Consider the following 11,838-nt stretch of genomic DNA (forward strand, 5'->3'; position numbering starts at 1 on the left):
TCGCGATTCGGGTGACAAAGGTCACGCCCGAACCCGTTTTCCCTCTGCCGTGGGCCCGGCTTGCGCACACGTACACACGACAGAAAACGCACCGTCCCGCGCCGAGAGTTTTTCGGTTCGTTCACAGGAACACTCTCGGTGTGCGGATCAGCGCACTCCCGTGACCAGGCCCCGGAGGAATGCGAGATCGACTTCTTCGAGCGACCGCACGACCACGCGGCCGGACGCGGGGGCGATGGGCGCGACGGACGGTACGGCGACGACCCGGCAGCCCGCGGCCTCCGCGGCAGCGACACCGGTGGCGGTGTCCTCGATGACCGCGCAGCGCTCGGGCTCCGCCCCGAAGCCGGACGCGGCGGTGAGATAGGGCTCCGGGTGCGGCTTCGTACGGGCGACCTCGTCGCCCGCGACGGTGAGCGAGAAGTGGTGGTGGCCCACCGAGTCCAGCACCCGGTCGATGATCCGCCGGTGCGAGGCCGAGACCAGGGCGGTGGGAATCTCGTGCCGGGCCAGTTCGGCCAGCAGCCGTGCCGCGCCCGGCATCAGCGGCACTCCGCGGCCGATGCGCTCCTCGAAGCGGTCGTTGAGCAGCACGGTGAGTTCGGCGAGGGTGATGTCCGCGCCGGTGACGTCCATGAGGTAGCCGGCGCTGCGGGTCATCGGCCCGCCGACCACCACGTCCCGCCAGGCCTCGTCGAGCCGGTGCCCGAGACCGGCGAAGACCTCCACCTCGGCGTCCCACCAGAAGCCCTCGGTGTCGACGAGGGTGCCGTCCATGTCGAGCAGGACGGCCTGCAGGGCGGCGCCTTCGGCCGTGCGGGTCATGGACGCGGGAACCGTGCTGGTCATCCGGCACACCTTCCGTAAGGGACGAGAAGGCCGGCCGCCTTTTCCCGTGGGAGGGGCGACCGGCCTGCACTGGACCGACCAGTGTACGACTTGTCCTGCTACCGCGCGGTGAACGCCGTCTTACCGCGCGTTGAAGTACTTCGCCTCCGGGTGATGGATGACGATCGCGTCGGTGGACTGCTCCGGGTGCAGCTGGAACTCCTCCGAGAGATGCACGCCGATCCGCTCCGGCTGGAGCAGCTCGGCGATCTTCCCCCGGTCCTCCAGGTCGGGGCAGGCACCGTAGCCGAGGGAGAAGCGCGCGCCCCGGTACTTCAGCGCGAACATGTCCTCGACATCGGCCGGGTCCTCGCCGCCGAAGCCGAGCTCGGAGCGGACCCGGGCGTGCCAGTACTCGGCAAGGGCCTCGGCCAGCTGCACGGACAGGCCGTGCAGCTCCAGGTAGTCGCGGTAGGAGTTGGCCTCGAAGAGCTTGGCGGTCTCGCCGCCGATCTTCGAGCCGACGGTGACGACCTGGAGGCCGATCACGTCCGTCTCGCCGGATTCCTCGGGGCGGAAGAAGTCCGCGAGGCAGAGGCGGCGGCCACGGCGCTGGCGCGGGAAGGTGAAGCGGGTGCGCTCGGAGCCGTCCTCGTGGAGCAGGATCAGGTCGTCGCCCTTGGAGACGCAGGGGAAGTAGCCGTAGACGACGGCGGCTTCCAGCAGGTTCTCGGTGTGGAGCTTGTCGAGCCAGCCGCGCAGGTGCGGGCGGCCCTCGGTCTCCACCAGCTCCTCGTACGTCGGTCCGTCACCCGCGCGGGCCTGCTTGAGACCCCACTGGCCCTTGAAGAGCGCGCCCTCGTCCAGCCAGGACGCGTACTCCTTGAGCTGGATGCCCTTGACGACCCGGGTGCCCCAGAAGGGGGGCTCGGGGACCGGGTTGTCGACGGCGACGTCGGAGCGGACGCCCTCCTCCGGCTCGTCGGTCTCCGGGGCCACGGTGTCGCGCTTGGGTACGCGGCGCTGCTTGAGTTCCGGGAGGGCGGCGCCGGGGACGCCTCGCTTGACCGCGATCAGGGCGTCCATCAGGCGCAGCCCCTCGAAGGCGTCGCGGGCGTAGCGGACCTCGCCCTCGTAGATCTCGTGGAGGTCCTGCTCGACATAGGCCCGGGTGAGGGCGGCGCCGCCGAGGATCACCGGGAAGTCGGCGGCCAGCTTGCGCTGGTTCAGCTCCTCCAGGTTCTCCTTCATGATCACGGTGGACTTCACCAGGAGGCCGGACATGCCGATGACGTCGGCGCGGTGCTCCTCGGCGGCCTCCAGGATCGCGGAGACCGGCTGCTTGATGCCGAGGTTCACGACGTTGTAGCCGTTGTTGGACAGGATGATGTCGACGAGGTTCTTGCCGATGTCATGGACGTCGCCGCGGACGGTGGCCAGGACGATGGTGCCCTTGCCCTCGGCGTCGGACTTCTCCATGTGCGGTTCCAGATGGGCCACCGCGGTCTTCATGACCTCGGCGGACTGGAGCACGAACGGCAGCTGCATCTGGCCGGAGCCGAAGAGTTCGCCGACGACCTTCATGCCCTCCAGGAGGGTGTCGTTGACGATGTCGAGGGCCGGGCGGGTCCGCAGGGCCTCGTCGAGGTCGGTCTCCAGGCCGTTCTTCTCGCCGTCGATGATGCGGCGCTGGAGGCGTTCGTCGAGCGGCAGGGCGAGGAGTTCCTCGGCCTTGCCGGCCTTCATCGACTTCGTGCTGACGCCCTCGAAGAGCTCCATGAGCTTCTGGAGGGGGTCGTAGCCCTCGGAGCGTCGGTCGTAGACGAGGTCGAGTGCGACCTTGACCTGCTCCTCGTCGAGACGTGCGATCGGCAGGATCTTGGAGGCGTGCACGATCGCGGAGTCGAGACCGGCTTTGACGCACTCGTCGAGGAAGACGGAGTTGAGGACGACGCGGGCGGCCGGGTTGAGGCCGAAGGAGATGTTGGACAGGCCGAGCGTGGTCTGTACGTCGGGGTGGCGCTTCTTGAGTTCGCGGATGGCGCCGATGGTGGCGATGCCGTCGCCGCGGGACTCCTCCTGACCGGTGCAGATGGTGAAGGTCAGGGTGTCGACGAGGATGTCGGACTCCTGGATGCCCCAGTTGCCGGTCAGGTCCGCGATGAGCCGCTCGGCGACGGCGACCTTGTGCTCGACGGTGCGGGCCTGGCCCTCCTCGTCGATGGTCAGGGCGATCAGCGCGGCGCCGTGCTCGGCGGCCAGCGCGGTGACCTTGGCGAAGCGGGACTCGGGTCCGTCGCCGTCCTCGTAGTTGACGGAGTTGAGGACGGCACGGCCGCCGAGCTTCTCCAGACCGGCCCGCAGGACGGGCAGTTCGGTGGAGTCGAGCACGATCGGCAGGGTGGAGGCGGTGGCGAAGCGGCCGGCCAGCTCCTCCATGTCCGCCACACCGTCGCGGCCCACGTAGTCGACACAGAGGTCGAGCATGTGGGCGCCCTCGCGGATCTGGTCGCGGGCCATCTCCACGCAGTCGTCCCAGTGGCCCTCCAGCATGGCCTCGCGGAACTTCTTCGAGCCGTTGGCGTTCGTACGCTCACCGATCGCGAGGTACGAGGTGTCCTGGCGGAACGGGACGGTCTGGTAGAGGGACGCGGCGCCCGGCTCGGGGTGCGGGGTGCGGGTGGTGACGGCGACGCCGCGGACCCGTTCGACGACCTGGCGCAGGTGCTCCGGGGTCGTACCGCAGCAGCCGCCGACCAGCGAGAGGCCGTACTCGCGGACGAAGGTCTCCTGCGCGTCGGCCAGTTCCGCCGGGGACAGCGGGTAGTGCGCGCCGTCCTTGCCGAGCACGGGGAGGCCGGCGTTGGGCATGCAGGAGAGCGGGATGCGCGAGTGGCGGGCGAGGTAGCGCAGGTGCTCGCTCATCTCGGCGGGGCCGGTGGCGCAGTTCAGGCCGATGAGGTCGATGCCGAGCGGCTCCAGGGCGGTGAGCGCCGCGCCGATCTCGGAGCCGAGCAGCATGGTGCCGGTCGTTTCGACGGTGACGGAGCAGATCACCGGGAGGTTGGCGCCGGTGGCCTCCAGGGCGCGGCGGGCGCCGATGACGGAGGCCTTGGTCTGCAGCAGGTCCTGGGTGGTCTCGACCAGGAGGGCGTCGGCGCCGCCGGCGATCATGCCCTCGGCGTTCTGCTGGTAGGCATCGCGGAGCCTGGTGTACGGGGCGTGGCCCAGCGTCGGCAGCTTCGTGCCCGGCCCCATGGAGCCGAGCACCCAGCGCTGCTGTCCGGTGGAGGCGGTGAATTCGTCGGCGACCTCGCGGGCGATGCGCGCGCCGGACTCGGAGAGCTCGAAGACCCGCTCGGCGATGTCGTACTCGCCCAGGGCCGCCAGGTTGGCGCCGAAGGTGTTCGTCTCCACGCAGTCCACGCCGACGGCGAAGTACTCCTGGTGCACGGAGCGCACGATGTCGGGACGCGTGACGTTCAGGATCTCGTTGCAGCCTTCGAGGTTCTGGAAGTCCTCGAGACTGGGGTCCTGTGCCTGGAGCATGGTGCCCATGGCACCGTCGGCCACCACCACCCGGGTGGCGAGTGCCTCGCGGAGGGCTTCGGCTCGGTTCCGGCTGTCGGCGGAAGGGGTCGGCGACGAGGCCATGGATGTACTCCCTGGGATGCGACGGCTGTCGGCTTTGCGTCTTCGGCGGAAGGCGCACCAGGCCAGCGTAGCCGGGTGGCACCCGGGGCCGTCACTCCGTCCCAGGGAACGGACGGCATGCTGTGCGGGGGGACGTCCGGATCGGAGTGGTGCAGCGGTTTTCCTGCGTGATCGCGCACGGGTCGGCATCGACCGATAGTGTTCAGCATTGTCGAACCGAGGTGGAGGAGTACGGCGCGATGGCCAAGAACATCCAGTCGCTGGAGCGGGCGGCGGCGATGCTGCGCCTACTGGCAGGCGGCGAGCGGCGGCTGGGGCTGTCCGACATCGCCTCTTCACTGGGCCTGGCCAAGGGCACCGCGCACGGCATCCTGCGCACGCTCCAGCACGAGGGCTTCGTCGAGCAGGACACGGCGTCCGGCCGCTATCAGCTGGGCGCCGAGCTGCTGCGGCTGGGCAACAGCTATCTGGACGTCCACGAGCTGCGGGCGCGCGCGCTCGTCTGGACGGACGACCTGGCCCGCTCCAGCGGCGAGAGCGCCCATCTGGGCGTCCTGCACCAGCAGGGCGTCCTCATCGTCCACCACGTCTTCCGGCCCGACGACAGCCGGCAGGTCCTGGAGGTCGGGGCCATGCAGCCGCTGCACTCGACGGCCCTGGGCAAGGTGCTCTCCGCGTACGACCCGGTGGCGCACACCGAGGCCCTGGAGGCCGAGCGGCGGCCGTTCACCCCGCGCACCGTCACGGACGTGGAGGAGTTCGAGGCGATGCTCGACCTGATCCGGGCCCGCGGCTGGGCAGCTGACGTGGAGGAGACCTGGGAGGGCGTGGCCGCGGTGGCCGCCCCGATCCACGACCGGCGGCGGATGCCGGTCGGCGCGGTGGCCGTGACCGGCGCGGTGGAGCGGGTCTGCGCGGACGGGGAGCTGCGCCCCGAACTGATCGCGGCGGTGCGGGACTGCGCCCGCGCGGTCTCCAGGGATCTGGGCGCCCGGCCCTTCTGACCGCCTCGGCGGGTGGCCGTCACCGGCGGCGCGACACGACGGGTCGCCGGTAACGATCGAGTTATGGGCCACACAACCCTTGACGCATGATTCACCGGGGTGAAGCATTGCCGTTCATCGGTCGGCATTGTCGAACAGCTAACGGAATTTCGCGTTAAGGTGTGACAGCGCCAAGGGCCGGAAAACGCCCTCACGTGAGGGCGCGGACCACCGGAGGGACCCGGGGTTCGGCTTCCCTGGACGAAGGACAAAGGAGTCGCGGGTGTCCAGCTCCGACATCTTCATCGGCGAGACCATAGGTACCGCCGTACTCATCCTGCTCGGCGGCGGTGTCTGTGCCGCCGTCACTCTCAAGCGCTCCAAGGCGCAGAACGCCGGCTGGCTCGCCATCACCTTCGGGTGGGGTTTCGCCGTGCTGACCGGCGCTTATCTGGCCGGTGGCGTTTCCGGCGCGCACCTCAACCCGGCGGTCACGATCGGTCTCGCGATCGAGGGCGGCACCAAGTGGAGCGACGTCCCGCTGTACCTCGGCTCCCAGCTGTTCGGCGCGATGATCGGCGCGGTGCTGGTCTGGCTGACGTACTACGGGCAGTTCCGGGCGCATCTCACAGATCCGGAGATCGTGGGCGCCCAGCCGGGTGAAGAGGCCATGGTCGACCAGGTCTCGGCCCCGAAGGCGGGCCCGGTGCTGGGCATCTTCTCCACCGGTCCCGAGATCCGCCACGCGGTGCAGAACCTCGTCACCGAGATCATCGCCACCGTCGTGCTCGTCCTGGCGATCCTCACCCAGGGCCTGAACAACGACGGCAACGGCCTCGGCACGCTCGGCGCGTTGGTCACCGCTCTGGTCGTCGTCGGCATCGGTCTCTCGCTCGGCGGGCCGACGGGATACGCAATCAACCCGGTTCGCGACCTCGGTCCGCGTATCGTGCACGCGCTGCTGCCGCTGCCGAACAAGGGCGGCTCCGACTGGGGCTACGCGTGGATCCCGGTGGTCGGACCGCTCATCGGCGGCGCGATCGCGGGCGGGCTCTACAACGTCGCCTTCGCCTGAGCCGTGACGCACAGCGCCGTGACGTACCGAGCCGCAACCCTCACGACCACACAGACTTCCGGGAGCACACCGTGACCGACGCACACACCACCGGCCCGTTCATCGCCGCCATCGACCAGGGCACCACCTCCAGCCGCTGCATCGTCTTCGACAAGGACGGCCGGATCGTCTCCGTCGACCAGAAGGAGCACGAGCAGATCTTCCCGAAGCCGGGCTGGGTCGAGCACAACGCGACCGAGATCTGGGAGAACGTCCAGGAGGTCGTGGCGGGCGCCGTCGTCAAGGCGGGCATCACCGCCGCCGACGTGAAGGCCATCGGCATCACCAACCAGCGCGAGACCACGCTGCTCTGGGACAAGAACACCGGTGAGCCCGTCCACAACGCCCTCGTCTGGCAGGACACCCGCACCGACGCGCTCTGCAAGGAGCTCGGCCGCAACGTGGGCCAGGACCGCTTCCGCCGCGAGACCGGTCTGCCGCTCGCCTCGTACTTCGCCGGCCCCAAGGTCCGCTGGCTGCTCGACAACGTCGAGGGGCTGCGCGAGCGCGCCGAGCGCGGCGACATCCTCTTCGGCACCATGGACTCCTGGGTCATCTGGAACCTGACCGGCGGCACGGACGGCGGCGTCCACGTCACCGATGTCACCAACGCCTCGCGCACCCTGCTGATGAACCTGCACACCATGACGTGGGACGACAAGATCCTCGCGTCCATGGAGATCCCGGCGGCCGTGCTGCCCGAGATCCGCTCCTCCGCCGAGGTGTACGGCACCGCGAAGGGCGGCGTGCTGGACGGTGTCCCCGTCGCCTCCGCGCTCGGCGACCAGCAGGCGGCCCTCTTCGGCCAGACCTGCTTCTCCGAGGGCGAGGCCAAGTCCACGTACGGCACCGGCACCTTCATGCTGATGAACACCGGTGAGACGCCGGTCAACTCCTACAACGGACTGCTGACGACCGTCGGGTACCGGATCGGCGACCAGAAGCCGGTCTACGCCCTGGAGGGCTCCATCGCCGTCACCGGTTCGCTGGTGCAGTGGATGCGCGACCAGATGGGCCTGATCAAGTCCGCGGCCGAGATCGAGACGCTGGCCTCGTCGGTCGAGGACAACGGCGGCGCGTACTTCGTGCCCGCCTTCTCGGGTCTGTTCGCCCCGTACTGGCGCTCCGACGCCCGCGGCATCATCGCCGGTCTGACCAGGTACGTCACCAAGGCGCACATCGCCCGTGCCGTCCTGGAGGCCACCGCCTGGCAGACCCGCGAGATCACCGACGCCATGACGAAGGACTCCGGTGTCGAGCTGGCCGCCCTGAAGGTCGACGGCGGCATGACCTCCAACAACTTGCTGATGCAGACGCTCGCCGACTTCCTGGACGCACCCGTGGTGCGGCCCATGGTCGCCGAGACGACCTGCCTCGGCGCCGCCTACGCCGCCGGTCTCGCCGTCGGCTTCTGGCCGGACACCGACGCGCTGCGCGCCAACTGGCGCCGGGCCGCCGAGTGGACCCCCCGCATGGACGCGGACACCCGCGACCGCGAGTACAAGAGCTGGCTCAAGGCCGTGGAACGGACCATGGGCTGGATCGAAGACGAGGAGTAATCGACATGACCACCCTGCGACGCGTTCCCGCGCTGGGGACGCACCCGGCCTCCGGCTCCCTTCCGAGCCGCGCCGAGACTCGGGAGCAGCTGTCCAAGGCTGCGTACGACCTCCTGGTGATCGGTGGCGGCATCCTGGGCATCTCCACCGCCTGGCACGCCGCGCAGTCCGGGCTGCGGGTGGCCCTGGTGGACGCCGGCGACTTCGCCGGCGCCACCTCCTCCGCCTCCTCCAAGCTGCTCCACGGCGGTCTGCGCTACCTGCAGACCGGTGCGGTGAAGCTGGTCGCGGAGAACCACTTCGAGCGCCGTGCGGTGTCCCGCCAGGTGGCTCCGCACCTGGCCAATCCGCTCACCTTCTACCTGCCGGTCTACAAGGGCGGCCCGCACGGCGCGGCCAAGCTCGGCGCGGGCGTGTTCGCGTACTCGGCGCTCTCCGCGTTCGGTGACGGTGTCGGGCACGTGATCAGCCCGGCGAAGGCGCAGCGCGACGTGCCGGAGTTGCGCACGGACAACCTGAAGGCCGTCGCGGTCTACGGCGACGACCAGATGAACGACGCCCGCATGGCGCTGATGACGGTCCGCGCGGCCGTCGACGCGGGTACGGTCGTCCTGAACCACGCGGCGGTGACCGGGCTGCGGTTCACCCGGGGCCGGGTGACGGGCGCCGACCTGGAGGACCGTACGGACGGCACGGAGTTCGGCGTCAACGCCCGTCTCGTGCTGAACGCCACCGGCCCGTGGGTCGATCACCTGCGCAGGATGGAGGACGCCGGCGCGGCTCCTTCGATACGCCTGTCCAAGGGCGCGCACCTGGTGCTGAAGCGGACGCGTCCGTGGAACGCCGCGCTGGCCACGCCGATCGACAAGTACCGGATCACGTTCGCCCTGCCGTGGGAGGACATGCTCCTGCTCGGTACGACGGACGAGGAGTACGAGGGCGATCCGGCGGACGTCGCGGTCAACGAGAAGGACACCGCGCAGATCCTGGACGAGGCCGCGTTCTCCGTCAAGGACCAGCAGCTTTCGCGTGATCTGATCACGTACTCCTTCGCGGGGCTGCGGGTGCTGCCCGGCGGACCGGGCGACACGTCCAAGGCCAAGCGCGAGACGGTCGTGACGGAGGGCCGCGGCGGAATGCTGTCGGTCGCGGGCGGCAAGTGGACGACGTTCCGCCACATCGGCCGTACGGTGATGAACAAGCTGGCCGCGCTCCCCGGGCACCCCCTGGCGGAGGACATGGAGCCGATCGCGCATCTGCCGAAGAAGCTCCCGCTGCCCGGCATCGCCAACCCGAGAGCGGTGGCGCACCGGCTGCTGGTCGACGGCGGTACGCCCGGTCCGCGGATGGCGGCCGACACGGCCCGCCACCTCGCCACCCACTACGGCTCGCTCTCCTTCGACATCGCGCGGCTGGCGAACGAGAACCCGGCACTGGCCGAGCGCATCCACCCGGACGCGCCGGAGATCTGGGCGCAGGTCGCCTACGCGCGTGACCACGAGTGGGCCGAGACGGCGGACGACGTGCTGCGCCGCCGGACGACGCTGACGATCCGGGGCCTGGCGACGGACGAGATCCGGGCCGGCGTCGAGTCCATGCTCGGCGACCGGGGCTGACGGAACCGGACGCATCGGACGGGGCGGCTCCCACGCGGGGGCCGCCCCGTCCGCGCGTCCGGAAGACCCCGGCCCGGTGAACGCGCCGTACGACGCCATACGGCTGCCATACGGGTGCAATATGACGCGGGGACAGTTGAACTATGAAGCTCTCCGTGCTTTCCCTCATCGGCCACGCCCCGCACCCGCTGACCGGTCGGCGCCCCTCCCCCGCCGAGCGGTTCGAGGAGGTGATCGAGACCGGAGTCGTCGCCGAGCGGCTCGGCTTCGACGCGTACGCGATCGGCGAGCGGCACGCCGGCCCCTTCCTGTCGTCGAGTCCGAGTGTGGTGCTCGGCGCGCTGGCGGCCCGTACCTCCGCCATCCGGCTCCTGACCGGTGTCACGGTCGTCGCGATCCTCGATCCGGTGCGGGTGGCCGAGGACTTCGCGACCCTCGACCAGCTGTCCAGGGGCCGGATCGAGCTGGTCGTCGGGAAGGGCGCCGAGGCCGGCCACTTCGACCTCTTCGGGCTCGACGAGGAACGGCAGTGGGACCTCCAGAAGGAGAAGTACGAGCTGCTGCGGCGGCTCTGGACCGAGGAGGGCGTCGACTGGGAGGGCGAGTTCCGGCCGGCCCTGAAGAACGCGACGACCCTGCCGCGCCCGTACGCCGGGGCCCCGCGCGTCTGGCACGGCTCGGCGACCAGCCTCAACTCCCCCGAACTGGCGGCGTTCCACGGCGATCCGCTGTTCACCGCCAATGCCGTCCAGCCCCGGGCTGCGTACGCCCGGCTGATCGGCCACTACCGGGAGCGCTTCGAGGCGTACGGCCACGATCCGGCCCGCGCGCATGTGGCGGCGGGTTCCGGCGGGCTGCTGATCGCCGACAGTTCGCAGCAGGCGGTGGAGCGCTACAAGGAGCTGTACGAGGCGAAGGTGAGGCAGTCCTCCCGGCCGCATCTGGAGGGCCGGCCCGGCTACAACACCCCGTTCCGGACGATCGAGGAGGCCATCGCGGACGGGCCCCAGCTGATCGGCAGCCCGCAGCAGATCATCGACAAGATCCTCGGCTGGCACGAGGTGTACGGGCACGATCTCCAGTCGGTCACCGTGGACGGGTTCGGGCTGAGCCACCCCGAGCAGATCGAGACGCTGGCGCGGTTCGCCGAGGACGTGGCGCCCGTGGTGCGGCGCGAGGCACCGTCCGCGCTCTGGGACTGACCCCTGCCCGGCCCGGCGGCCGCGCACCCGGGACGGCCTTCGCCGGACCTGGCTCATCCGCCTCTCCCGACCCGCATAATGAGAGGAGACATCGGATGTCTGATTCCAGTCCGGATCCAGGAGGACCGTCATGGCTGTCACCGACGAGGCGATCGAGAAGATCAAGGGAATGATCGTCTCGGGTGCGCTGAGGCCCGGCGACCGGCTCCCCAAGGAGAGCGAACTCGCGGCCGAGCTGGGGCTCTCCCGCAACTCCCTCCGGGAGGCGGTGCGCGCGCTGTCACTGATCCGCATCCTCGATGTGCGGCAGGGTGACGGCACGTATGTGACCAGCCTCGATCCGCAGTTGCTGCTGGAGGCACTGAGCTTCGTGGTGGACTTCCACCGCGACGACACGGTGCTCGAATTCCTGGCGGTCCGGCGGATCCTGGAACCGGCCGCGACGGCGATGGCGGCCACCCGGATCAGCGAGGCCCAACTGGACGCACTGAGCTCGCAGTTGGACGCCCTGGGTGCGCAGCCCTCGGTGGAGGAACTGGTCGCCTGCGACCTGGAGTTCCACCGCGGGATCGTGCAGTCCTCCGGGAACTCGGTGCTCTGCTCGCTGCTCGACGGGCTCTCGGGGCCGACGACCCGGGCGCGGGTCTGGCGCGGACTGACGCAGGAGGACGCGGTGAGCCGCACGCTCCACGAGCACCGGGCGATCGTGTCGGCGCTGCGGGACCGGGACGCGGAGGCCGCGCGGGCCTGGGCGACGGTGCACGTGGCGAGCGTGGAGCAGTGGTTGCGGTCGACGCTGTAGGGCGTCTTCGGGGCTCCGCCCCGGACACGCGCCGCACCACGCCGGTGGGGCCGACAGGCGTCGGCCCCACCGGCGTCACG

8 protein-coding genes are annotated in these 11,838 nt (G+C 70.2%); 6 read left to right on the top strand and 2 right to left on the bottom strand.

Going from position 1 to position 11,838, the window contains the following annotated elements:
* Nucleotides 1–147 precede the first annotated feature (147 nt).
* Nucleotides 148–849, bottom strand: coding sequence for an HAD family phosphatase (locus ACIOMQ_RS15955; RefSeq protein ID WP_362211607.1), 702 nt, complete (start codon nt 847–849; stop codon nt 148–150).
* Between the two features lie 120 nt (nt 850–969).
* Nucleotides 970–4,482 (bottom strand): methionine synthase, encoded by a 3,513-nt coding sequence (gene metH / locus ACIOMQ_RS15960; RefSeq protein WP_402189216.1) that lies wholly within the window; start codon nt 4,480–4,482, stop codon nt 970–972.
* Between the two features lie 239 nt (nt 4,483–4,721).
* Here metH and ACIOMQ_RS15965 point away from each other — a divergent pair, with 239 nt between their 5' ends.
* From ACIOMQ_RS15965 to ACIOMQ_RS15990, 6 genes are all read left to right on the top strand, one after another.
* On the top strand, nt 4,722–5,486 hold the full coding sequence (locus ACIOMQ_RS15965; protein ID WP_362211601.1) for an IclR family transcriptional regulator: 765 nt from the start codon (nt 4,722–4,724) through the stop codon (nt 5,484–5,486).
* Between the two features lie 262 nt (nt 5,487–5,748).
* Nucleotides 5,749–6,540: an MIP/aquaporin family protein gene (locus ACIOMQ_RS15970; RefSeq protein ID WP_401267420.1), complete on the top strand. Its 792-nt coding sequence runs from the start codon at nt 5,749–5,751 to the stop codon at nt 6,538–6,540.
* Between the two features lie 71 nt (nt 6,541–6,611).
* The gene (gene glpK / locus ACIOMQ_RS15975; protein WP_362211595.1) at nt 6,612–8,138 is read left to right on the top strand and encodes a glycerol kinase GlpK; all 1,527 of its coding nucleotides are present in this window, start codon (nt 6,612–6,614) and stop codon (nt 8,136–8,138) included.
* Between the two features lie 5 nt (nt 8,139–8,143).
* Entirely contained in the window at nt 8,144–9,754 is a 1,611-nt protein-coding gene (locus ACIOMQ_RS15980; protein WP_402189219.1) for an FAD-dependent oxidoreductase, read from the top strand.
* Nucleotides 9,755–9,897: 143 nt separating this feature from the next.
* The gene (locus ACIOMQ_RS15985; RefSeq protein ID WP_362211589.1) at nt 9,898–10,956 is read left to right on the top strand and encodes an LLM class flavin-dependent oxidoreductase; all 1,059 of its coding nucleotides are present in this window, start codon (nt 9,898–9,900) and stop codon (nt 10,954–10,956) included.
* Between the two features lie 130 nt (nt 10,957–11,086).
* A complete protein-coding gene (locus tag ACIOMQ_RS15990; protein WP_362211586.1) occupies nt 11,087–11,758 on the top strand; it encodes a FadR/GntR family transcriptional regulator in 672 nt (223 codons plus the stop codon).
* The last annotated feature ends 80 nt before the right edge of the window (nt 11,759–11,838 follow it).

It is taken from the genome of Streptomyces sp. NPDC087845, assembly GCF_044742755.1.
Lineage (GTDB): Bacteria > Actinomycetota > Actinomycetes > Streptomycetales > Streptomycetaceae > Streptomyces.